This window comes from Thalassospira sp. MCCC 1A01428, from assembly GCF_002115825.1.
Classification (GTDB): domain Bacteria; phylum Pseudomonadota; class Alphaproteobacteria; order Rhodospirillales; family Thalassospiraceae; genus Thalassospira.
Map to the genome: position 1 here is coordinate 172,148 of NZ_JFJZ01000005.1, position 24,452 is coordinate 196,599.

The following is a 24,452-nucleotide window of genomic DNA, read 5'->3' on the forward strand; positions in this document are numbered from 1 at the left end:
CCATAAACGCCAAACCGTCCCACAGGATATCATGACCGAACATGCAAAATTTCAGCCGTGGCTGGACTGGCTTGATCCGCGTTACGTCCAAACGCTGGATCGCCTGAAAACCTGGTCTGCCATTAATTCCGGCACCGGCAATATCGACGGCCTGGCACAAATGGTCGATGCCATCCTGCCCGCCTTTGCCGAGCTGGACGCGGAAACCAACATCATCGACCTCCCCGATGGCGAAGCTGTGTCGCCCGGTGGCGATATTTTGCCGGTGCGCTATGGCAAGGTTTTGCATTTTTCCAAACGCCCGCAGGCCCCGGTGCGTGCGCTTTTGTGCATTCATTATGACACGGTATTTGGCACCGATAGCCCCTTTCAATCCCCGCGATTGATAAATGACACCACGCTGAACGGCCCCGGTGTGGCCGATGCCAAAGGCGGCATTCTAACCATCCTTAATGCGCTGGCAGCGTTGGAACGCAGCCCCTTTGCCAACGGCATAGGCTGGGATGTGGTCCTCAACCCCGATGAAGAAACCGGTTCGGCAGGGTCATCGCCGATATTGGCGGAGCGCGCGCGTGCTGCCGATTTTGGCATGATATTCGAACCCGCTCTGGCCGATGGCACCCTTGCCGGGGCGCGCAAGGGATCGGGCAATTTTTCGATCCGCATCAAAGGCAAAGCCGCGCATGCCGGGCGCGAATTTTACGCCGGGCGCAGTGCCATGGTGGCCGCCGCACACTGTGTTACCGCCCTTGATGCCCTGAACGGCAAAACCGGCGATGCCACCTTTAACATCGGCAAAATTGATGGCGGCGGGCCAGTTAATATTGTGCCCGATACCGCCATTGTGCGCTTTAATGTTCGTGTCGCCACCCATGATGAACGCCACAGTGCCGAAACCGGCATGAGCGCCATTATCGACCAGCTAAATGCCATGGACGGCATAACCGCCGACCTGCATGGCCGCTTTGGCCGTGCGCCCAAGGAAATGGCAGGCAAAACCAAAGCCCTGTTTGAATGGGTCCGCGATCTTGGAAACAATCTTGATCTCGACATTAGCTGGAAAGCCACTGGCGGCTGTTGTGATGGCAATAATCTGGCCGAAGCCGGATTGCCCAATATCGATACCCTTGGTGTGCGCGGCGGCCTTATCCATTCCGATCAGGAATTTGTGAAACTCGACAGCCTGATCGAACGCGCCAAATTATCCGCCCTGATTTTAATGAAGGCCGGCGCCGGCGAATTGCCTGCCAGTTTTGTAAAACGGAGATTTAAGCACATGATGCGCGTGCGCCCCGCAATAATGGCCGATCTGGACCGGCTGGTTGATTTGGCATCTGGTGCGTCAAAGGGGCTAACCACCCTGCCCGCCAATCGTGGCATCCTTGAAACCCGCATTGCCGATTCCATTATCGCCTTTGAAAGCGATGTCGATGGCCCGGGTGGCGAAAGCTATTTCATGGTGCTGGAAGATACCGAAAATGGCAAGGTCGCGGGTACCTGTGCCATCTATGCCGGGGTCGGGTTATCCAAGGCGTTTTATAACTATAAAATCCTGAAAATCACCCAATATTCGCACGAACTTAACGTTACCTCGACATCGCACCTTTTGAACCTTGCCAACGATTATCAGGGTGCGACCGAGGTTGGCACGCTGTATCTGGACCCGGAATACCGCAAGGATGGCAATGGGCAGCTTCTGGCACGCTCACGCTATTTGCTGATGGGATGTTTTGCATCGCGCTTTTCCGAAATTGTCATGGCCGAAATGCGCGGCTGGCAGGACAAGGACGGTAAATCCCCGTTATGGGAGGCCCTGGGCTCGCACTTCTTCCAGTTGCCCTTCCCCGATGCCGATTATATTTCGGGCGTAGGCAACAACCAGTTCATCGCCGATCTGATGCCGAAATTCCCGATCTATATCGAACTGCTGCCCAAGGCGGCACAGGACGTGATTGGCAAAACCCATGACGAAACCCGCCCGGCCCTGAATCTGCTCAAGAAGGAAGGCTTTCGCTTTTCCAACGCCGTTGATGTGTTTGACGGCGGGCCGTGTGTTGATGTGCGCCTGGAAGATATTCGCACCATTCGCCATTCACGCCTGGCAACGGTGCGCAACCTTGTAGATCGCAACACATCCACGCGCCGCCATCTCGCCTGCACCATCGCGCTAAAAGGTTTTCAGTCAAGCTGGCTGCACATGCAACCGATTAATCGGGACACCGTCGATCTTGACCACAGCGAAGCCGCAAAACTGGGCATCTCGGCAGGCGATCAAATTCGCTACGTCACCGATTAAAACATACCAAAACGGCCCTGTCTTGTCGGGCACCAGCATAAGGGAGGGCGCATTATGTCCACCATGTCTTCCGGTCTTTACATTAACGGCACATGGGCCAATGCCGCCGGGGCGGAGTTTGCATCGCTTAACCCGGCAACCGGCGAAACTGTCTGGCGCGGCAATGCCGCCAATGCAAGTGACATTGACAACGCAATTAGTGCCGCCCGTGCCGCCCTTGGCGACTGGTCTGCCCGTCCGTTATCCGAACGCATTGACATACTGGAACGCTTCGCCCAATTGCTGGACGATCATAAAGATACACTTGCGCGCACCATCAGCACGGAAACCGGCAAACCGCATTGGGAAGCCTTGACCGAGGCGGGCGCGATGACGGGTAAAATTGCCATTTCGATCCGCGCCTATCATGAACGCACCGGCACTAAAAACACCGATGTTCCCGGCGGCGGGCGCGCCGTTTTGCGCCATAAACCGCACGGGGTTGTGGCCGTATTTGGCCCCTATAATTTCCCCGGCCATTTGCCCAATGGCCACATCGTTCCGGCCCTTTTGGCGGGCAATTGCGTGGTGTTTAAACCCTCCGAACTGACCCCGCTCGTGGCCGAGGAAACGGTGAAGCTCTGGCACAGTGCCGGGTTGCCCAAAGGCGTTTTAAACCTGACCCAGGGCGAACGCGATACCGGCATCACCCTTGCCAATCATGCGCAAATTGACGGGCTGTTTTTTACCGGCAGTGCAGCAACCGGGCGCCATCTTGCCCGCACCTTTGTCGACCAACCGCAAAAAATCCTTGCTCTTGAACTGGGTGGCAACAACCCGCTGGTGATTTGGGATGCCAGCGATTTGAATGCCGTTGCCCACCATACGGTCATGTCCGCCTTTATCACCGCCGGGCAACGGTGCACCTGTGCAAGACGACTGATTGTGCCAAAGGGGGCTGCGGGTGATGCCATCCTTGAGGCCATTCTGGCCCTGACAGACCGATTAATCGTCGCCGCCCCCGGCCATAATCCCGAACCGTTCATGGGGCCGGTTATTTCAAATACTGCGGCTGATGGCTTAATGGCGGCACAGGATAACCTGATCGAAAATGGCGGCATTGCCCTGCGCACCATGACCCGCCCCGATCCGGCCTTACCCTTTGTTACCCCGGCCATCATCGATGTTACCAATGTTAACAACCGCGGCGATGACGAATTTTTCGGCCCGCTTTTACAGGTCATCCGGGTCGATGATTTTGATGCTGCAATGGTTGAGGCCAACAACACCCGCTTTGGCCTCGCGGCTGGTTTACTATCCGATGATGCCAAGCTGTGGCAGCGCTTTTTGCACGAAAGCCGGGCGGGCATTGTCAATTGGAACAAACAGCTTACCGGGGCGTCCAGTGCCGCCCCCTTTGGTGGCATTGGCGACAGCGGCAATCATCGCCCCTCGGCCTATTACGCGGCAGATTATTGTGCCTGGCCGGTGGCCTCGCTTGAAAGCGAAACTCTTATTGCCCCGGCCAACTTGCCCAACGGAGTTCGCCCATGACCCGCGATTTTGCCTTTTCCACCAGTGTCGAGGCCAATTTTGACGGGCTGGTCGGCCCGACCCATAATTATGCCGGGCTAAGTTTTGGCAATGTCGCCTCGACGCGCAACGCCACCGCCATCTCCAACCCAAAAGCAGCCGCGTTGCAGGGGCTGACCAAAATGAAGGCCCTGCACGATATGGGCTTTGTGCAAGGGGTTCTTCCGCCCCACGAACGCCCGCATATCAAGACGCTTCGCGATGTTTTTGGCTTTACCGGCACCGATGGCGACATTCTTGCCAAGGCATGGCAGACCAACCCCAATTATGTGCTTGCCAGTGCATCGGCCTCACCGATGTGGACGGCCAATGCCGCCACCATATCGCCCAGTGGCGACACTGCCGATGGCAAGGTGCATTTCACCCCGGCCAATCTCTGCGCCATGTTTCATCGATCGATCGAACATAACGTTACCGGTCGCGCCCTTGCCGCAACCTTCCCCGATCCTGACCATTTCACCCACCACCCGGCCCTGCCCGCCGTCAGCCATTTTGGCGACGAAGGGGCCGCCAACCACACCCGTTTTTGTGATGATTACGGCACAGCAGGCATCGAATTTTTCGTTTTTGGCCGCTATGCCTTTCAGGGTAGCCATACTCAGCCCGGCAGGTATCCGGCCCGGCAAACATTTGAAGCAGGCAGCGCCATCGCCCGCCATCATGGCCTGTCGGATGCCCGCACTGTCCATGCCCAGCAAAACCCGCACCTGATTGATGCCGGGGTTTTTCATAACGATGTGATTGCGGTCGGCAATGCCAATACCCTGTTTCATTATCAGGATGCCTTTGTCGATACCCCGGCGGTGCTAGATGAAATCCGCCGCAAGCTAACCGGCATCGCCGATTTCACCAGCATCGAAGTCCTACGGGATCGTGTTCCGCTGGAGGATGTGATCAAAAGCTACCTGTTTAATTCACAGCTTTTGCGCCTGCCCGAAAATGGCGACATGATGCTGGTTCTGCCCACCGAAGCAGAAGACACCATTTCCGTCCGCGATTATGTTTACGACCTGATCGGCAAGGGCAACACGCCCATCAAGCAGGTCAAATTCTTTGACCTGCGCCAAAGCATGCAAAATGGCGGCGGCCCGGCCTGCCTGCGCCTGCGCGTCGCGCTGACCGAAGCCGAACTGGCCGCCACCAACCCTAAAACGCTTCTGGACGATAACGGTTTCACCCAACTTACCAACTGGGTCAACCGCCATTACCGCGACCACCTCACCGCCGATGATTTCCGCGATCCACAATTGCTGACCGAGGTTCGCACGGCACTGGATGAGTTGACCCAATTGTTAAGTCTGGGGCCGATTTACGATTTTCAGCGGGACTAAACCCTAAAGCCGCATTCCCTGCGGTGCCGGGATATGGCTTCAAAATTTAATGCCGCACCGGGCGTGGCACTATGGCGTTGAAGAATAAAACGCCACCCCATCCGGGAGACCCGCCATGCCCACCTCTTACGATAGCGACCGCCTGAAAAAGGCGGATTCCGCCAATATTTTGCATCCTGCCAGCGTTGTTGCCGATGTTGCGGCCAAAGGGCCGCGCATCATTGCCGAAGGCAAGGGATGCGTCATTACCGATACCGATGGCAAAAGCCAGCTTGATGCCGTTGGCGGGCTTTGGTGCATGAATATCGGTTATGGCCGCCCCGAAATTGGCGATGCCATGAAAAAGGCATCCGATCAGCTGGGCTATTTCCACACTTTTGCCGGGCATTCCAACCCCGCCCAAATCGATCTGGCCGAACGGCTGGTAGCGAAAATGCCCGACCATATCAACAAGGTGTTTTTTGGCAGTTCCGGGTCGGATGCCAATGACAGCCTGATGAAAATCGTATGGTATTATAACGGCCTGCGCGGCAAACCGGAAAAACGCAAAATCATTTCGCGCAAGCAGGCCTATCACGGTACCACCATTGCCTCGGCCAGCTTAACCGGCCTTGCATCCTTTCATCGCAATTTCGGCCTACCACTGGCGGAAGTCAAACACACCTCTCTGCCCCATTATTACCGCGAGGCCAAAACGAGCGAAAGCGAACTGGAATTTTCCAACCGCCTTGCGTGCGAGCTTGAAGAAATGATCATCGCCGAAGGGCCGGAAACTGTCGGCGCCTTCATCGCCGAACCGGTTATGGGTGCTGGCGGCGTGATTACCCCGCCCGAGGGTTATTTTGCTGCAGTTCAAAAGGTCCTTAAGAAACACGACATCCTGTTTATTTGCGACGAGGTGGTTTGTGGGTTTGGCCGCCTTGGTGACTGGTTTGGTCACCGGGTATACGACATTCGCCCAGACATGATCGCCACCGCCAAAGGCATTACCAGCGGCTATTTTCCGCTATCAGCAGCGTTCATCAGCGATGATATCTGGAATGTTTTGCGCGACGGGTCGGCGACACTGGGCGCATTTGCCCATGGCTTTACCTATTCCGGCCATCCGGTTGGATGTGCGGCCGCCCTGGCAAACCTTGATATTCTTGAAAACGAAAACCTGATTGGCAATGCCGCCGAGGTGGGCGCCTATTTGCATAGATCACTGGCACAGGCCCTGGGCGATCACGCCCATATTGGCGAAATTCGCGGGCGCGGCCTGATCGGCGCAATCCAGCTTATGGCAGACCGCGACACAAAAATCGGGTTTGATCTGAAACACAAAATCGCTGCGCGTTGCGTTGCTGCGATTGGTGAACTGGGTGTGATTTACCGCCCGCTTCCCACCGCCGACAGCCTGGCGTTCTCGCCGCCCCTGTGCCTGACCCGGAACGAGGCCGACCAGATGGTTGATGCCCTGCGCAAGGGGCTTGATCAGGTGATTGGGGGGCTTAGCAGCGACGAACGCAAGGGCCTTGCCGCCTAGGCCGACAAAATACAAGTGCTATTCACAGCCACACATCGCCCCGGTTTGCTTTTTGCAACCGGGGTTCTTTTGTTCCCTGTCGTTCCCCGCTACAATGCGCGCGCAACACGAGATTGGGCAAAATGATAAAAATAGACGCGATTAACCATAAAATCCTGCGCGCCTTGCAGGCCAATGCCAAGCTAACCAACCTTGCCCTGTCAAAGCTGGTCGGTTTAAGCCCCAGCCCCTGCCTTGACCGGGTTAAGAAGCTGGAAAAGGAAAAGGTGATCAAGCGGTATCGCGCCGTCATCAATATTGAAAAGCTATGCCCGCATGTGCGCGTTTTTGCCGAAGTAACGCTGGAAGGCAAAGGGGTGGATGATTATAAAAAATTTGCCAATGCCATTCACGACATTCCCGAAGTTGTCGCCGGATACCGCATTTCCGGCCCGTATGACTATATGCTGTGTCTGGTGTGTCGCGATGTGCAGCACTACCATTCCCTGTCCGAAGAGATGATTTACGGCAACCTCGGCATTACCAAATTCATCGGCCATGTTGCCCTGGCCCAGACCAAGGAATTTAAAGGTTTTCCGGTTTAATATCCCGAAACAATAATCACCTACCGCATTCAAGCCCTTTAATTGCACAAATTAAAACTGGAATTCGCCACAGAGACAACAAATTTACTGTGAATTGTCAAATGGCGCTTGCATCGGGACGCAATCCGTATTACCCGGTTTGTAGTTGTGAAATTAATTCAATAACACTTTAAATGTGTTATTTACCGTCAGGAAAGACAATGCAGCCTAATCTGACCCATCTCCGCCAGCTAGAGGCAGAGAGCATTCATATCATTCGCGAAGTGGCGGCATCCTTTGAGCGCCCGGTGATGCTTTATTCCATCGGCAAGGATTCATCGGTTTTGCTGCATTTGGCGCGCAAGGCCTTTTATCCGGCTCCGCCGCCGTTTCCCCTGATGCATGTCGATACGACATGGAAGTTTCGCGAAATGATCGAATTTCGCGACAAAGTTGCCAGGGAATATGGCTTCGAGCTGATTGTGCATATCAATGAAGAAGGCGTGAAACAGGGTGTTGGCCCATTCACCCATGGTTCAAGTGTGCATACAGACGTTATGAAAACCCAGTCGCTTAAACAGGCGCTCAACAAATACAAGTTCGATGCAGCCTTTGGCGGTGCACGCCGCGACGAGGAAAAAGCCCGTGCGAAGGAACGCGTATTTTCCTTCCGCACCGAAACCCATCGCTGGGACCCGAAAAACCAGCGCCCTGAATTGTGGAACATTTATAATTCCCGCATTAACAAGGGCGAAAGCATCCGTGCCTTTCCAATCTCGAACTGGACGGAACTTGATATCTGGCAATATATCTATCTTGAACAAATTCCCATCGTTCCGCTGTATTACGCCGCCAAGCGCCCGATTGTTGAACGTGACGGCACGTTGATCATGGTTGATGATGACCGGATGCCGCTACGCGATGGTGAAGTGCCGGAAATGAAATCCGTCCGGTTCCGTACCCTTGGTTGCTATCCGTTAACCGGAGCCGTTGAATCCGAGGCCGCAACCCTGCCCGAGATCATTCAGGAAATGCTGCTGACCCGGTCCAGCGAACGCCAGGGCCGCATGATTGACCATGACGAAGCCGGTTCAATGGAAAAGAAAAAGCAGGAAGGCTACTTCTGATGGCACATAAATCCGACCTGATTGCCGATGATATTCTTGGCTATCTTAAAGCCCAGGAAGAAAAAAGCCTGTTGCGTTTCATCACCTGCGGCAGCGTTGATGATGGCAAAAGCACCCTGATTGGCCGCCTGTTATGGGATTCAAAACTGATTTTTGAAGACCAGTTGGCAGCGTTAGAAGTAGATTCCCGCAAGGTTGGCACCCAGAACGGCGAAATTGATTTTGCCTTGCTGCTCGACGGGCTTCAGGCCGAACGCGAACAGGGCATCACGATTGACGTTGCCTATCGTTTCTTTTCGACCGACAAGCGAAAATTCATCGTCGCCGACACCCCGGGCCACGAACAATATACCCGCAACATGGCAACCGGTGCGTCGTCCGCCGATGTCGCTGTGATTTTGATTGATGCGCGCAAAGGCATTTTAACCCAGACCCGCCGCCACAGCTTTATTACCTCTCTTTTGGGTATTCGCAATGTGGTACTGGCGGTCAATAAAATGGACCTGGTCGATTATGACCAGGCCACCTTTGACCGTATCGTTGGCGAATATCGGGAATTTGCCCAGCAACTGAATTACAAGTCGATCCAGGCTATTCCAATGTCGGCCCTTCGCGGCGATAACATTATCGAACCCAGCCCCAACACCGGCTGGTACGATGGCCCCAGCCTGCTTGGCCATCTTGAAACGGTTCAGGTTGAACAGGAAGCGATTGAAAAACCGTTCCGCCTGCCCGTTCAATGGGTCAACCGCCCCAACCTCGATTTCCGCGGTTTCTCGGGCACGGTATCGTCGGGTGTTGTCAAACCGGGTGATAAAATTGTTGTTTCGTCATCGGGCCAAACCAGTACGGTCAAGGAAATCGTGACATTTGATGGCAATCTTGACCAAGCCGTTGCCGGGCAAGCCATTACCCTGACGCTGGAAGACGAAATTGACATTTCACGCGGCGATGTTTTGGCATCCAGCGAAGCCCGCACCGATTATGCCGACCAGTTTGAAGCCAAAATCATCTGGATGCACGAAGACGAAATGCTGCCGGGCCGCCCCTATCTGATCAAGATGGGCGGGCAACTTTCGGGGGCGCAAATCAGCACCCTGAAATACAAGGTCAATGTTAATACGCTCGAACATGTGGCCGGTAAAACGCTGGAACTAAACGAAGTCGGTATTGCCAATATTGCGGCTGACCGTGCGCTGGCGTTTGACCCCTATGACGATAACCGCCATACCGGGCGTTTCATCATCATCGACCGCTATACCAACGCCACCGTTGGCGCCGGGATGGTCAACCATTCATTACGCCGCGCGACCAATATCAAGTGGCAGGAAATGGATGTTAACAAACAGGCGCGCGCCACCCAGAAAGGCCAGAAATCGGCTGTGCTGTGGTTTACCGGTCTGTCGGGTGCGGGCAAATCCACCATCGCCAATCTGGTGGAAAAGAAGCTCAATGCCCTTGGTAAACATACCTACAGCCTTGATGGCGACAATGTGCGTCATGGCTTAAACAAGGACCTTGGCTTTACCGATGCCGACCGGGTGGAAAATATCCGTCGTGTCGGCGAAACCGCCAAGCTGTTTGTCGATGCCGGGTTGATCACGCTGGTTTCCTTCATTTCACCGTTCAAAAGCGAACGGCAAATGGCGCGCAGCCTGCTTGAAAATGGCGAATTTATCGAGGTGTTTATCAATACCCCGCTTGAAGTCTGTGAAGAACGCGATGTAAAGGGCCTTTATAAAAAGGCCCGTGAAGGCAAAATCGCCAATTTCACCGGCATTGACAGCCCCTACGAGGCCCCGGAGAACCCGGAAATTACGGTAAACACGTCGGATCAAAGTGCTGAGGACGCCGCCGAAATGGTTGTGAACCAGCTTGAAGATCTTGGCATTCTTGCCGCATGGTTCCCGGAAATCTGACAATACACACCACCAGACACATCCCGACGCAATCACACCCGGCACATTGTTGCCGGGTGTTTTTTATACATAAGGTCTCAATTGTAATATTTGTGGTTGCACGATAATCTAAGTTCGCCGCAAGCATTTGAAACAAGGAGACAAACAGGTGGTAACAGGTCGCAGTATCCGTCTCTTCCTTGTTGATGGAACGCCGAACGGCATACTAACCGCCGAAATCATGAACTGGACAGGACATGTATTATCTGCCCCCAGAACACGATTGCCTGATTTCGTAAAACGCGCTGAAACAGGACGAACAGGCATTTATTTTCTCACGGGTCCGGATGAAATATCCCCAAATAAAAACCGCGTCTATGTTGGGGAAAGTGACAATGTCGCAAACCGCCTGATCACTCATAACAACGATCCTCGCAAAGCATTTTGGGACAAAGCCTGTGTGATTTCCAGCAAAGACCAAAACCTGACCAAAGCTCACGTACGCTATCTGGAAAGCAGACTGATTAACATCATACAAAATGCCGGACGCGCAATACTCGACAACAATACCGCCCCCGAATACGGGTATCTTCCCGAATCTGATTTGGCCGACATGGAATTCTTCATCGAACAAATCCGAATTGTTCTGCCTGTATTAGGCCTCGATTTTCTGCGTGACAAAACCAAAAGCGAAGCACCAAAGCCAGAATCATCTTCTGACACTTTAATGACCTATGTGAACGATGCTGTGCCAACTTTTGTCCTTCGCAGCAAAAAACACGATCTTGAAGCAACAGCACAACAAATCAACGGCGATTTTGTTGTGCTGGCAGGCTCAGATGCGAGGTTTACATGGGAAGGCGTTAAAGGAGGATACGAAGCCCTGCACGATCAACTCGTCGCCGATAAAATCCTTGTCAACAACGGAGAGAACCGCCGCATTTTTGCCGAGGATTATAGTTTCAGCAGCCCCAGTGCCGCTTCCAATGTTATTTTAGGGCGCTCAGACAATGGGCGAATTTCCTGGCGAATAAAGCCGACAGGAGAAACCTATGCCGACTGGCAAAATTCTCAAATCGAGCATTCCATGATTAATGCCGAAACTTAACGGATGGCACAGAAGAAGGTCATGCATATTAACAGAACAGGCATGTCACCAAAGTGGCCTGCTGCCGATTAAACCTGTGCTTTAGATTTTTTACCAATCTCAAGTGCGATATCGAGCAAGGGCTGACAGCGCGAAATATCAAAGCGCAGGTTGGTATCACGGGCATTGGCAAAAATCGCCCGCAAATCGTTATCGCCAACCGGTTCAACAAGGGCGCCAAAATTTTCCTGTAAAAACACCTGATATTTTTCGGGTAACAGCTGCTGCCGGTTTTTACGATTAAGCAGATAGAGTTCTGACAGCTTAAAGTTCTGTTCCATATTGCGATATAAAAGGGTTTGATAATTGGCGTGCATTTCAAGCTCGCCGTACCGGTTTACAAACAGAATCGGAAACATCACCGACAGTTCCGGCAGGCAACGATTGGCATAAACCTGCCCGCCCCAGTATTTTTCCGCCAGTTTGCCATACATGTTATAATCGCGGATGCCATAAAACCCCGATTTCGCCCAAGGCAAAATCTCGATCTGGGGCTTGCTGGGATTAACCGTATCATTGGCAACATCAACATACAGGTTACCCATCTGAAAGGCATTCTGGAAATAGTTGTTGCGCAAATTGCCCCACACTCGTTTGGCAATGCCGCCATTGGCGCAAAAATCATGCAGGGCTTTCATCGCCGGTGTAGTCGGGTTTTGCATCTGATTTTGCAACATGTCGCGCACACCTTTGGTAATCTCAAGACAATATCCCTTGGGATAAGTGCGGCGCGGATTATTGCGGACTTCAGCCGAATTTTTATAACTATTATCAAAAGCCGTGCGCATTTGCTGAAGATCGGCCCTTAATGCGTCGATATGTGGTGCCAGATAGGTTTTGGAAAGCTTGTTCTGGCGAAAATTGATCTCCACCGGGGCTTCCTCGCCCGCACGGGCCGCAATTTGTTCAAGGGTCAGTTCCTGCGCGCCCATCAAGCCTACCTTTTTTCTGTTTGCCGTTTCTGCACGCACCATACACAGCATTTAACGTGTCGGCATGCCTAAAAATACAGCAGGCCAGTTTGACCGATTTTGAATGCGGGATATCACAACAGAACCAAAGGTTTCATTGCCAAACCAGTTCACGCGCAGACGATACAGCATGACGCAAAAAATTCATCAAGCCTGAAAATCGCGGTTTCCCGCGTGAAATGGGTCATAGTAACGCATCTGCCCAATGTTGTTTTATCAGGTTTTCCATTGCATCAACCCGCCATAAGCCCCATGTTCTATCCAAGCCTTTTGGACAGGGTCCATAACTGCAAATTCAGGATCGCGAACAGAAAATTTTAAATATAGCTGTTTGCCTTATACGGGCGTTTCGTCGCCCACTCACCGTTGCAATGTATGTTGCATTAACCGGTGCTGATGAATTGCAAAGGCCGGTATCAGAACCGGGGTTTACCATTACCCCAAACCTTCCCTGAACGGTAAAACTGGAACGCAAATATGCCTGTGACGACCACCGCCCCGGCACCCGACGCACCAAACCATCATGATGATATTATTTACCCGTCATTGATCCCCTTTACACTGGTGCATCTGGCGTGTTTTGCCGCCATCTGGACGGGCATTACCTGGCAGGCCGCCATTTTGGGGCTGGTCTTATATGTCGTTCGCATGTTTGGCGTTACGGGTGGGTATCATCGCTATTTTTCACACCGCGCCTTTTCAACCAATCGGGTGTTTCAGTTTGTTCTGGCCGTTCTGGCACAAAGCAGTGCGCAAAAAAGCGTTTTGTGGTGGGCGGCAAAACACCGCCATCACCACAAATATTCCGATACCGTCGATGATGTGCATTCCCCGCGCCATCGCGGCTTTATCTATAGTCATGTTGGCTGGATCTTTGCCCGCAAACACGACAATGCAGATCTTTCGGCGGTAGGCGATTTAACCCGTTATCGCGAATTGATGTGGCTGCATAAATTTGAAACGGCCCCGGCGATTATTCTGGCGGTTGCCTGTTTCCTGATTGCTGGCTGGTCCGGTCTTGTGGTTGGTTTTTTCTGGAGCACGGTTGCCTGTTACCATGGCACATTCGGCATTAATTCGCTGGCCCATGTAAGCGGGCGCAAACGTTATGTGACGGGCGATGATTCCCGCAATAACTGGATTTTGGCGATTTTCACCCTGGGCGAAGGCTGGCACAATAACCATCACGCCTATCAAAGCAGTGCGCGCCAGGGTTTTCGCTGGTGGGAATATGATCCGACCTATTATGCGCTGTGTGTTTTGTCGTGGGTTGGGCTGGTTTACGATTTAAAACAACCGCCCAAACAGGTTTTGCGCAATGAACAGCGTCTTGGCACCAAGGTCATTAACCGTGCCGCCGAACAGCTGGCCGCACATTTTGATTCGGACCGCATCGCCAAGGCGATTAGCGCCACCTTGCACGGGCCCGAACTGCAAAACCTGCAACAGGCGCTGGCCAATGCCCGCAACCGTACCAGTGATGCACTGGACGGGTTCCATTTGCCGCACCTGCCCAGCCGCGATGAATTTATGGCAACCGCCCGGCAAATGTTTGCCAAAACCAAATCGCTGGACGACATTATTGACCGTGCCTACGATTATTTTCTGGCATCAGTCGGTAACCGCCTGGCTGTGGCTCCTGTCCCGGCGACATAACCCGACACATAGCCTGCTGCAGCGGCAATATCGGGTAACACCCTCACAAACAATCCCCGGCGCAATACCGTGCCGGGGATTGTTTGTTTGCCCACTCTAAACCCGATACGCAGCGCACCGCGCGCATAGATATATGAGGCGCGACAAAATCAGCTTCGCACCAAAAATCGTTCCAACCCATCCATTGCCCGATGAATCCGTTCTTCCGACACGGCATAGCAGGCGCGAATATAACCAGCCCCTTCCGGGCCAAATGCCTCGCCCGGGGCCAACCCAATGCCTTCGTCAAGCAACAGGTTTTTGGCAAATACCAAAGTATCAGAAACACCATCGACCTTAAAAAAGGCGTAAAACGCCGCCTCTGCCTCGGGCAGTATAATACGCGGCATGCTGGATAATCGTTCGACCAGCACATCGCGCGACCGGGCATAACGATTACGCGATGACACCACAAAATCCTCGCCATCGCGCAGCGCAACAATACCCGCCTGCTGAATAAACCCGGCCGGGCACGACACATTAAATTCCATCAGCTTTTCAAGCTCGCCGGTAATGGCAGCGGGGGCTGTAATCCAGCCCAGCCGCCAGCCCGTCATCGCCCAGGCCTTGGAAAAACTGTTAATCACCATGATGCGGCTGTTTTCCGTCATAAACGGTACAAAGGATGGCGCATGGTTTTGCCCGTTATACACCAGCCGGGCATATACCTCGTCGGCGATAATCCATATGCCGTGTTTGTCGGCAAATTCCACCAGCCGCGCCTGATCATCGGCGGGCATCATCCAGCCGGTCGGGTTGTTGGGCGTATTAAGCAAGATCACCTTTGTATTCGCCCCACACGCAGCAAACAATGCATCCAGATCAAGCTGCCACCCACCCTTTTCACCATCGGCCCGTAAGGGCACCGTTCTAACATCAGCCCCCAAAACCCGGGGAATGGCAACAATGTTGGGCCAAATCGGGGCCGTGGTCACCAGATGGTCACCCGCCCCCAAAACTGCCTGCAATGTCACCATAATGGCGTTCAGGCCCGATACGGTGACAATCACGTTATCCGGGCCTAACATGGTTTGATACAGGCCGTTCATATAGCCCGCCAGGGCGTCGCGCAGCGGCGCAATTCCGGCATTGGGCTGATAAAATGTGTCGCCCGCCGCCAGCGCATCCATTGCAGCCTGGCGAATAAACTCAGGTGTTGGCTGATCGGGTTCACCAAACCATAACGGCACCACATTTTCCCGGCCCATACCCAAATGCGCAACTTCGCGAATTTGCGATGGGGTAATATCACGCACCACCTGGCGAATGCCTTGATGAACGAAAGGGTTACGGGTGGCAAAGTTGGCGTTGCTCATGTCGGTATATCCATTCGTCAAAACAATCTTCCAGGCAATTTCAGCGCGAAAAAATGCCACACGTCAACAACCGTCCTTATGAAATTAATAAAAATGCATAAGCGAGAATTTTCATCAAAAGCAACATCTGGCCACATCCATGCCAATTGCACATGGGTTCTTTGTTACACCGATGATTGACATTTTAAATGCGGTAGAACGATAATCTACCACACTATTTTTAGTGGACAAACCCACCCCTGCAAGATCGGACCTTTTCCCATGCATCACGCGCCTGCTTCTGCGAATAAAAACTCGGGCTGGACTTTATTTCTACCCAAACTGGTCACGGTTTTTCGCGAAGGCTATGGACTGGCAAATTTACGCCAGGATGCAATTTCGGGCCTGACCGTTGCCGTCGTTGCCCTGCCTTTGTCCATGGCGCTGGCCATTGCCAGTGGGGCGAGCCCGGATAAAGGCCTGATCACGGCTATTATTGCCGGTTTTTTCATTTCAGCATTTGGCGGCAGCCGCTTTCAAATTGGCGGGCCAACAGGTGCCTTTGTGGTGGTGGTGTTTAATGTCATTGCCCAATACGGTTATGACGGCTTGATCATTGCCACCCTGATGGCAGGCGTCATGCTGATTATTGCCGGGTTGGCGCGGTTTGGCACCTGGATCAAATATATCCCCGAACCGGTGGTCACCGGGTTTACTTCGGGTATTGCCGTTATCATTTTTACCAGCCAGATCAAGGATCTGTTCGGGCTGAAAATGGCTGAAATGCCTGCCGAGTTCATTGCCAAAATCGAAGCCATGTGGCAGGCACGCGACACCCTGGACCCGGTTAATCTGGCGATTGCCGTTGGCGCACTGGCCATAATCATCCTTGCCCGGCGAACTGCCCCCAAACTGCCCAGCTTTTTAATCGCGGTAAGCATTGCCTCGCTTATCGTTGCTGTGGGTAACCTGCCGGTTGACACCATTGGTTCGCGTTTTGGCGGCATTTCAGCCGAAATCGGCCTGCCTCACCTGCCCACCGTCACCACGGCACGCATCATGGAGCTAATGCCCAGCGCCTTCACCATTGCCTTTCTCGCCGGAATCGAAAGCCTGCTTTCGGCCATGGTCGCCGATGGCATGACCGGGCGGCGTCATCGGTCAAACTGCGAACTGGTGGCACAGGGTTTGGCAAATCTGGCATCAGGTGTGTTTGGCGGCCTACCTGCGACCGGGGCCATTGCACGTACGGCAACCAATATTCGCTCAGGGGCGAAATCGCCTGTTTCGGGTATGCTGCATGCCGTGTTTTTGCTGATCTTCATGCTGTTACTGGCCCCTTTGGCCAATTACATTCCGCTAGCTGCCCTTGCTGCTGTTTTAATGGTTGTCGCCTGGAATATGAGCGAGATTGACCGCTTCGCCCGCCTGCTGCGTGGTCCAATAGGCGACCGGCTGGTGTTGATTGTTACCTTTGGCTTAACCGTGATGGTCGACTTAACCGTTGCCATTCAGGCCGGTGTGGTGCTGGCAGCCATCCTGTTCATGCATCGCATGTCTGAAAGCGTGATCATTTCACAAACTTCGGCCGGCAATGCCATCGGCGATGACGGTTCCCGTGCGGGATCATCAGGTGTGCTCATTCGCCAGGACCAGCCCGACACATCGTCGGACCGTCCAATTTCCCGCGATGGCATCCCCGATAATCTGGAAATTTACCGTCTGTCCGGCCCATTATTTTTTGGTGTCGCCAACCGTTTAACCGACGTGATCGACAGTGTGGCAGGTTACCCGCGTGACTTTATTCTATGCATGGATGATGTACCCATGATCGATGCCAGCGGCGCATCCCGCATCGAACATTTCATTTCAACCTGCAACCGGCACGGCACAAGGCTGTTTCTGGTTGGGCTTCGCCAGCAACCGCAAAAGGTGCTGGCAGGCATGGGCATTCTGGAACGCTCAGGTCTTTATGTTGAAACCGACATCACCGCCGCACTCCATAAAATAACGCCATCTGCCGCCTAAACCATAAAGCCCCGAACATGAAAACATGTTTCGGGGCTTTTGCGATATACCGCGCGGACAGACCATCGCATCATTTTGTGCTCACAGCATCACATCCCGTCCCGCTGTTTCCATCGCCCCATCCACATCTGTATCGCAAAGACAGATTTCATAGGCAGCAATAAAACTTTGCTATAGCGTATGTTTTTTGGAAACCAATTCCGAATTACGGCGTTTCTATTAACGTATTGCTTTGCCCGACCGTGGTCGCAAGAACCCTGCATACATTCCTGACTGACCAGACAGACAGGAATAAGTGCAAGATGGCGGGAATTTCATACACCCAACAATCGACAAATCAGGGAAATATTTATGTCAGAAGTGGTGATTTCGGCCCGCTCGGTCAGCAAGCGATTTGGCAGTGGCACGCACGCCGTCCACGCACTTGACGATGTTTCAGTTGATATCTTTCAAAACGAATTTTTCACCATGCTCGGCCCTTCGGGCTGCGGCAAAACCACATTGCTGCGCCTGATTGGCGGGTTTGAACAGGCAACGGCCGGTGAAATTGCCCTGGAAGGCCAGGTTTTAAACGATTTGCCACCGTTCAAACGGCCGATTAACACCGTTTTTCAATCCTATGCCCTGTTTCCGCATTTAACCGTGCGCCAAAACATTACCTTTGGCCTGGAAATGCAAAATATCTCGCGCCCGGATGCCGCCAAACGGGCCGATGAAATGCTGGAACTGGTGCGCCTGTCACAATTTGGCGATCGACAACCCAGCCAGCTTTCCGGGGGGCAGCAACAACGCATCGCCTTGGCCCGCGCATTGGCCCCCGCGCCCAAGGTATTATTGCTGGACGAACCGTTATCCGCCCTTGATTTGAAATTGCGCAAGGAAATGCAGATCGAACTTAAACGTCTGCAAACCGAAACCGGCATTACCTTTGTTTTTGTCACCCATGACCAGGAAGAAGCCCTGGCGATGTCGGACCGGATCGCGGTGATGAAAGCGGGCAAAATCCTGCAAATTGGTACTCCACGCGACATTTACGAAACCCCGACCCATCGCTTTGTTGCCGACTTCATTGGCGATAGCAACTTTTTGCAAGGCGACATCAAACAAAATGGTAGCCATGCTGTGCTGACCCTGCCCGGTGGGCAAAATGTCAGCCTTGCCAACGTAGACACCGGTACCCGGCTTTCGCAAACGGCCACCATCGGCATTCGGCCCGAACGCCTGATGCTTCATCCCGCCGGCACCAGCGACAGCGCCTTGCGCGGCAAAATTGCCGATGTGGTTTATTTTGGCACCGACACCACCTATCACATCGCCATTGACGACCAGACAGCCCTGCTCGCCCGGGTGCAAAACCGCGACGGCAGCACAATGGCCTATGCCAAAGGTAACGATGTTGACATCAGCCTGCCTGCGGGTGCCATTCGTGTGCTGGTGGATTAAGCAATGGAAATATTCACACGTCACAAACGCTTTTGGCTGGTTGCCCCTGCCGTAATTTATATCGGCTTTTTCATGGGGTTGCCGCTGGTGCAAATGGCCTATGTCTCAATCCTTGAACGCGGGGCCAATGGCGGGGTTAATTGGGGAAGTTTCTCGTTTGATTCCTATATTTCGTTCATTTTTGAACGCGATCTGATGGACAATCTGATGGTCAATACCGACTATCTGCAAATTTTCCTCCGATCCTTTGGTTTATCCGCCCTTACCACGGTGCTGGCCCTGATTTTGGGCTTTCCAACCGCCTTCTACATTGCCATGCAGCCGCAAAAACGGCGCAACATGTTTATCTTTCTGGTCACCATCCCGTTCTGGACCAACATTTTGGTCCGCAACTATGCCTGGATGCTGCTTTTGCGCAATGGCGGGTTGATTGACCATTTTCTTGCATCTGTTGGTATTCAAACCGGCGGGCTTGATATTCTCTATACGCCCTATGCCGTCTCTATCGGGCTGACCTACACCTATTTGCCTTTCATGGTGCTGCCAATTTATGCCAGCCTGGAAAAGCTTGACCACCGCCTGATCGAGGCAGCCTTTGATCTGGGTGCAAACAAGCGTAAAGCGATGACGCGCATCATTTTACCGCTCGCCACCCCTGGTATTGTCGCAGGGGCCATTCTTGTTTTCATTCCCTGCCTTGGGGCCTATGTCACGCCCGAACTATTGGGCGGCGGTAAATTCATGATGATTTCCAATCTGATCGGCAGCCAGTTTGGGGCGGCGCGCAATTGGCCGTTTGGCTCGGCACTTGGTTTTGTTCTTCTCGCCATGGTGCTACTCGCCATGCTGGTTTATTCGCTAAAATTCAAAAAACTGCCCGAGGACGCATCATGAAAATAGATCGCGCCAATCCGCTCTGGCGGTTTCACGGAATTACACCGATGGCGATTTTCTTTTTCGCCTATCTGTATTTGCCCATCATTGTTTTGCTGGTTCTGTCCTTTAACGAAAACCGCCTTGCTACCATCTGGACCGGTTTTTCCACCAAATGGTACAGCGTCGTTCTGGGCAATGACGACATGCTACGCTCAGCCAAAAACTCACTGATTATTGCATTATCGTCCACCATTATTGCCACCATTGCCGCCACTCTTGCCGCGATGGGCATGGCACGGGGCCGGTTTCGTGGTGAAGGTGGCGTGGCGGCAATGCTAACCCTGCCATTGCTGGTGCCCGAAATTGTCACCGCCATTGCGACCTTGCTGTTTTTTATCGTCATTGGCGTCAAACTGGGGCTGCTCAGCATTATCATCGCCCACACAGTTTTTTGCATCCCGTTTGCCTATCTGCCCATTCGTGCACGGCTGGACGGCATGGACCCGGCATTAATCGAGGCCGCCAACGACCTTTATGCCAATGAATGGCAGGCCTTCAAACGCATCACATTTCCGTTGCTATGGCCGGGAATATTATCTGGCGCGATGTTGTCTTTCATCATTTCGCTAGATGATTTTGTGATTTCGTATTTTGTTGGCGGGGCTGGATCCACCACCTTGCCAATTTACATTTTCGGCATGATCCGCATTGGCATCACGCCCGAGGTCAACGCCATTTCAGCACTAATGCTGATCATCTCCATCGTCTTTGTCAGCATTTCGTTTTTGATCGACCGGGTGCGCTATTAACGATCTGCCCCGGCAATTTACCCGAATTAAATCGCGTGTGGTTGGGGGACGGGCCGCATGCCAGAACATAAATCATACCGTCCAATCAGGGAGTTTTAAGATGAAACTACGTTCTATCCTTTTAGGGGCATCCGCCTTTGCCATGCTTGGCATGGGCGCCACCGCGGCCAAAGCCGACGGCGAACTGTTTTTCTATAACTGGTCAAACTATTTCCCGCCCGAACTGTTTGAAAAGTTTGAAAAGGAAACCGGCATCAAGGTGACGCTGGATGTGTACGATTCCAATGAAACCATGCTGGCAAAACTCCAGGCCGGGGCATCGGGCTATGATATTGTCGTGGCGTCGGACTATATGGTCGATGTCATGATCAAGGAAAAGCTGGCAACCGAATTTGATGCCAAAAGCCTTGAAAACTTCAAGAATGTCGCCAAACCGCACGACACCATGAAATACGACCCGGAACGGAAATATTCCGTTACCTATTTGTGGGGCACTACCGGTTTTACCTATGATTCAGACGTGGCCAAAGAAAAGCTTGATGACAGCTGGAAAGAGTTTTTTGAACCGCGCGAGGAATTTCAGGGTAAAATCGGCGCGCTGAATGACGAAGTCGAAATGTATGCCGCTGCGTCCTATTATGCCGGGGTGGATAAATGCACCGAAGACCCGGCCGAAGCGCAAAAGATCCTTGATGTTTTGCAAAAACAGAAACCCTATATCGCGGTTTACAGTTCAGAAGGCACGATTGACCGCATGGCGGCCAAGGAAGTTTCGATGCACATGCAATGGAACGGCGCTTCGCACCGCACCAGGGAAAGTCTACCCAGTGCTGTTTTTGTTTACCCCAAAGAAGGGCTTACCTTCTGGTCGGATCATTTTGTTATTCCGTCCGGTGCGCCCGACCTTGAGAATGCCAAAACTTTTATTAACTGGATGATGCAGCCCGAAAATGCTGCCGCCGCCTCGAACTATGCCGGCTATATGAACGGCATCAAGGGGTCGGATGCGTTTCTTGACGATGCGCTAAAAGCCGACCCGGCCGTGAACATGCCCGAGGAATATGCCGACCGGCTGGTTCCGGGCAAAAACTGTTCGCCCAAGGCGCGTGATTTGCGCAACCGCGTCTGGACCAAGTTGAAAACCTGACCCGTTGCCGTCGCCGCCCCTGCGGCACCAGATCCAAACCGGCAGCCGGAACATATCTGTTCCGGCTGCCATCTGTGCCCCGCCTTCAAATAGCGGACGTCCCCATGCCCCATGATTTGACCGACACTTTAAACATCGCCCTGTGGGCCACCAATCTGGGTGTGCCCCTGACCGGGATTGACGACTGGATCAGCCATATTGACCGCAAAATGAAACAGGCCCGTGCCGATGGTGCCGATATTTTTATGCTGCCGGAATATGCCAGCGAACAATGGATGGCCTTTAAACCCGATGGTCTGCGCCCGGAAGATGAAATTGCCTGGATGGCTGATCAGGCCCCGACCGCGCAAGATGCCGCCACCAACCTTGCCACCCGTCACGATATGATGCTGGTTGCCGGTAGCATGCCCTGGCACATTGGCGATGACCCGCGGCGCGGGCAAACCAACCGCGCCCTGGCCTTTTTGCCCAATGGCAAAATCATCGCGCAGGATAAACTAAGCCTGACGCCGGGCGAACAGGAACCCGACACCTGGAACCTGACGCCGGGCAAAAAACTGTCGATCATTAAATGGCGCGGCTTGCGCATTGCCATTCTTATTTGCCTTGATATTGAAATGCCCGCGCTTTCCTGCCTGCTGGCCAAACAAAATGTCGACCTTGTTCTGGTCCCGTCCATGACCGGCAAGGCCTCAGGGTATCATCGGGTGTTTAGCTGTGCCAAGGCCCGTGCAGTGGAACTAATGTGTGTTGTGGCGGCGTGCGGCACCACTGGCACGGCAGTGAACACCACGCAAAACCCCACCAATTACAGTGGCTGTGCTGTTTACATCCCGTGCGAACCCGATTTGGGCCATACCGGCATTTTCGCCATCACCACGCCGGATGGCGGCGACGGTGCCGATGGCCCGGTTTTGCTGGCCCATAATGTGCCGGTTGGCAAAATTCGCCAGTTGCGCGCAGGTGATGCCGAGGTATGGCCCGGCAACTGGTCCGCCAGGCAGGTGGAAATAACAGAAGCCTAACCACGTACCGTTGAAATGGTCCCACCGTTATTTTGGAACTGGCCCTTCGCATGGGGCCAGTTTTGTCGCAAATTGTGGTCCATTATTTTATCAACAGGATCCACGCCATGACGACACCACCGCATAATAAATTTGACCAACCCATTGGCGTTACCGTTGAAAACTGGCAGGCCTGCGCCCTGCCCCCGGCAACCGCAATGACCGGGCAGCATTGCCAGGTGGAACCGATCGATCCACAAAAACACGCTGCCGACCTGTTTTCAGGTAACCGCGTTGCTGCCGATGGCGAACGGTTCACTTATTTGGGAACCGAAGCGTTTGACGATGTTGAAAGCTATCTCAAATGGCTGGAAACCATGCGCGGACCAGACCCGATGTTGCATGCCATTATCGACCTTGCATCGGGCAAGGCCGTGGGTGTTGCTGCTTTCATGCGGATCGACACCGCGCACGGCCTCATTGAAGTCGGCAATATCAACTATACCCCGGCACTGTCGCAAACCATTGCCGGCACCGAGGCCATGTATCTGATGATGAAACGGGCCTTTGACGAGCTGGGATATCGCCGCTACGAATGGAAATGCGACGATAAGAACCTGCCATCGCGTGCCGCGGCGGCCCGTTATGGCTTTGTTTACGAAGGCACCTTTCGCCAGCACATGGTTTATAAAGGCCGCAACCGCGATACAGCATGGTTTTCCATCACCGATCAGGAATGGCCAATTGTACGCGCCGCGTTCGAAGCCTGGCTTGACCCGCAAAATTTTGATGCCAACGGCAAACAAATTAACAGCCTGCAAAAATTGCGGCAATCTCTTGCCAATCATTAAATCTGGCCCATGCCGCGCCACCGTAAACGCCGCCTTCATCCGGGCGGCGTTTTTTATGACAGGCATTGTGACGTTCTGGTGATTATGCAACGAATTAAAGGCAGGGTATAAGGGCGGCTAATAATCGTTTTACAAACCGGAGTACCCGATGTTTGATGCCCGACTGCGCCCCCTGATCGACCCGCCGTTAAATGCGCTGGCCCGCCGCCTGTCGGGCAGTGGCATTACCCCCAACATGGTCACGGCACTTGGGTTTCTGATCGGCTTGATGGCAGCCTTTGCACTGGTCATTGAACAATATTATGCCGCCGCAACCCTGATCATCCTTAGCCGCCTTGCCGATGGCATGGACGGGGCCATTGCCCGCCATGCCGCCCCGCGCAGCCGCCACCCCAATGCAAAAACCCAGGAAAGCGACCTTGGCGGTTATTACGATATTGTTGCCGACTTTCTGTTTTATTCGGGCATGGTGCTGGCCTTTGCCGTCGGCCGCCCCGAACATGCATTAATGGCAGCGTTCCTGATTTTCTGTTTTGTCGGCACCGGCAGCAGTTTTTTGGCCTATGCCATTGTTGCGGCCAAACGCGGCGATAACCACGACAAACAGGGTAAAAAAAGCTTCTATTACCTGACTGGTATTACCGAAGGCAGCGAGACGATTGGTGTTCTGCTGGCATTTTGCATTTTCCCCGCCTATTTCGCCCCGATTGCTGCAGTTTTTGGCGCACTATGCCTGATCACTACCTTTGGTCGCGTATTACAAGCCACACGGGATTTCGGCTAAAAGCACAACAGGAACCCAAAACGCCAAAATTTTAAATTTATTCCTCTGCTTGAAATCTGATTGCCCAACCTTGACGTAATCATCACGAGA

General features: G+C 53.2%; 19 protein-coding genes. 17 read left to right on the plus strand and 2 right to left on the minus strand.

What is annotated here, in order from left to right; translation table 11 throughout:
- The first annotated feature begins 31 nt into the window (after window positions 1-31).
- The 8 genes from THS27_RS27325 to THS27_RS06560 all read left to right on the plus strand — a co-directional run bounded on the left by THS27_RS27325 (window position 32) and on the right by THS27_RS06560 (window position 11,420).
- Window positions 32-2,296: a hydrolase gene (locus tag THS27_RS27325; RefSeq protein WP_246832867.1), complete on the plus strand. Its 2,265-nt coding sequence runs from the start codon at window positions 32-34 to the stop codon at window positions 2,294-2,296.
- 54 nt (window positions 2,297-2,350) lie between these two features.
- Entirely contained in the window at window positions 2,351-3,829 is a 1,479-nt protein-coding gene (astD, locus tag THS27_RS06530; protein ID WP_210402843.1) for a succinylglutamate-semialdehyde dehydrogenase, read from the plus strand.
- Entirely contained in the window at window positions 3,826-5,199 is a 1,374-nt protein-coding gene (astB, locus tag THS27_RS06535; protein WP_085589078.1) for an N-succinylarginine dihydrolase, read from the plus strand. The genes astD and astB overlap by 4 nt, the downstream gene beginning before the upstream one ends.
- Before the next feature lie 115 nt (window positions 5,200-5,314).
- A complete protein-coding gene (locus THS27_RS06540) occupies window positions 5,315-6,724 on the plus strand; it encodes an aminotransferase (RefSeq protein WP_085589079.1) in 1,410 nt (469 codons plus the stop codon).
- A gap of 122 nt (window positions 6,725-6,846) precedes the next feature.
- Window positions 6,847-7,308, plus strand: a complete 462-nt coding sequence (locus THS27_RS06545; RefSeq protein ID WP_085589195.1) for an Lrp/AsnC family transcriptional regulator — start codon at window positions 6,847-6,849, stop codon at window positions 7,306-7,308.
- Window positions 7,309-7,508: 200 nt separating this feature from the next.
- Window positions 7,509-8,414 carry a sulfate adenylyltransferase subunit CysD gene (gene cysD, locus THS27_RS06550; protein ID WP_085589080.1) on the plus strand — a complete coding sequence of 302 codons (906 nt, stop codon included), beginning with the start codon at window positions 7,509-7,511 and terminating at the stop codon, window positions 8,412-8,414.
- Complete coding sequence (gene cysN, locus THS27_RS06555) at window positions 8,414-10,333, plus strand: sulfate adenylyltransferase subunit CysN (RefSeq protein ID WP_085589082.1); 1,920 nt, start codon at window positions 8,414-8,416, stop codon at window positions 10,331-10,333. Before cysD ends, cysN begins: the two co-directional genes overlap by 1 nt.
- A gap of 148 nt (window positions 10,334-10,481) precedes the next feature.
- Entirely contained in the window at window positions 10,482-11,420 is a 939-nt protein-coding gene (locus tag THS27_RS06560) for a GIY-YIG nuclease family protein (RefSeq protein WP_139835497.1), read from the plus strand.
- A gap of 68 nt (window positions 11,421-11,488) precedes the next feature.
- On the opposite strand, the gene THS27_RS06565 is transcribed toward THS27_RS06560, so the two are convergent.
- The gene (locus tag THS27_RS06565) at window positions 11,489-12,391 is read right to left on the minus strand and encodes a hypothetical protein (RefSeq protein ID WP_139835498.1); all 903 of its coding nucleotides are present in this window, start codon (window positions 12,389-12,391) and stop codon (window positions 11,489-11,491) included.
- Between the two features lie 516 nt (window positions 12,392-12,907).
- On the opposite strand from THS27_RS06565, the gene THS27_RS06570 reads away from it, so the two are divergent.
- Window positions 12,908-14,086: an acyl-CoA desaturase gene (locus tag THS27_RS06570; protein WP_085589086.1), complete on the plus strand. Its 1,179-nt coding sequence runs from the start codon at window positions 12,908-12,910 to the stop codon at window positions 14,084-14,086.
- 149 nt (window positions 14,087-14,235) lie between these two features.
- Here THS27_RS06570 and THS27_RS06575 read toward each other — a convergent pair whose 3' ends face one another.
- The gene (locus THS27_RS06575) at window positions 14,236-15,441 is read right to left on the minus strand and encodes a pyridoxal phosphate-dependent aminotransferase (protein ID WP_085589199.1); all 1,206 of its coding nucleotides are present in this window, start codon (window positions 15,439-15,441) and stop codon (window positions 14,236-14,238) included.
- A gap of 261 nt (window positions 15,442-15,702) precedes the next feature.
- Between THS27_RS06575 and THS27_RS06580 the strand changes: the two genes are divergently transcribed.
- The 8 genes from THS27_RS06580 (at window position 15,703) to THS27_RS06615 (ending at window position 24,362) form a co-directional block, all read left to right on the plus strand.
- Entirely contained in the window at window positions 15,703-17,448 is a 1,746-nt protein-coding gene (locus THS27_RS06580; protein ID WP_085589088.1) for a SulP family inorganic anion transporter, read from the plus strand.
- A gap of 351 nt (window positions 17,449-17,799) precedes the next feature.
- Window positions 17,800-18,891: an ABC transporter ATP-binding protein gene (locus tag THS27_RS06585; RefSeq protein WP_085589090.1), complete on the plus strand. Its 1,092-nt coding sequence runs from the start codon at window positions 17,800-17,802 to the stop codon at window positions 18,889-18,891.
- A 3-nt stretch (window positions 18,892-18,894) separates the two neighbouring features.
- On the plus strand, window positions 18,895-19,785 hold the full coding sequence (locus THS27_RS06590) for an ABC transporter permease (protein ID WP_085589093.1): 891 nt from the start codon (window positions 18,895-18,897) through the stop codon (window positions 19,783-19,785).
- Window positions 19,782-20,576 carry an ABC transporter permease gene (locus THS27_RS06595; RefSeq protein ID WP_085589095.1) on the plus strand — a complete coding sequence of 265 codons (795 nt, stop codon included), beginning with the start codon at window positions 19,782-19,784 and terminating at the stop codon, window positions 20,574-20,576. Before THS27_RS06590 ends, THS27_RS06595 begins: the two co-directional genes overlap by 4 nt.
- Before the next feature lie 100 nt (window positions 20,577-20,676).
- Window positions 20,677-21,723 (plus strand): extracellular solute-binding protein, encoded by a 1,047-nt coding sequence (locus THS27_RS06600; RefSeq protein ID WP_085589097.1) that lies wholly within the window; start codon window positions 20,677-20,679, stop codon window positions 21,721-21,723.
- 104 nt (window positions 21,724-21,827) lie between these two features.
- On the plus strand, window positions 21,828-22,748 hold the full coding sequence (locus tag THS27_RS06605; RefSeq protein WP_085589098.1) for a nitrilase-related carbon-nitrogen hydrolase: 921 nt from the start codon (window positions 21,828-21,830) through the stop codon (window positions 22,746-22,748).
- A gap of 107 nt (window positions 22,749-22,855) precedes the next feature.
- Complete coding sequence (locus THS27_RS06610; protein WP_085589100.1) at window positions 22,856-23,578, plus strand: GNAT family N-acetyltransferase; 723 nt, start codon at window positions 22,856-22,858, stop codon at window positions 23,576-23,578.
- Between the two features lie 148 nt (window positions 23,579-23,726).
- Window positions 23,727-24,362 (plus strand): CDP-alcohol phosphatidyltransferase family protein, encoded by a 636-nt coding sequence (locus THS27_RS06615; RefSeq protein ID WP_085589102.1) that lies wholly within the window; start codon window positions 23,727-23,729, stop codon window positions 24,360-24,362.
- Window positions 24,363-24,452 lie beyond the last annotated feature (90 nt).